General features: G+C 60.9%; 1 protein-coding gene. It reads right to left on the bottom strand.

The window, feature by feature from the left end:
• Window positions 1-225 (bottom strand): hypothetical protein (locus AC0L28_RS34855; protein ID WP_473483041.1); only part of this gene is annotated, 225 nt, incomplete at both ends.

Genomic DNA, 225 nt, shown 5'->3' with positions numbered 1-225 from the left:
ATCGGACGGCCGATCGGGATCGATGCGGATCCATCCAGTTCGGCAGGAACCTCGTAATGCAAAGAACCCACGATCGTCTCAGTGGGGCCGTACTCATTGACCATCATGGCCGTCGGCTGAATGGCGCGCCACAACTCCACCGTCGAACGCGACAGCGCTTCACCACCGATGATGAACAATCCAACCTGGCTGGTGGCACGCTCGGCCAGCATCTGCTGGCCGAGC

It is taken from the genome of Mesorhizobium sp. WSM4847, from assembly GCF_055811335.1.
Note: the sequence above shows the minus strand (reverse complement) of the source record. Positions and strands in the feature narration are given on the sequence as shown.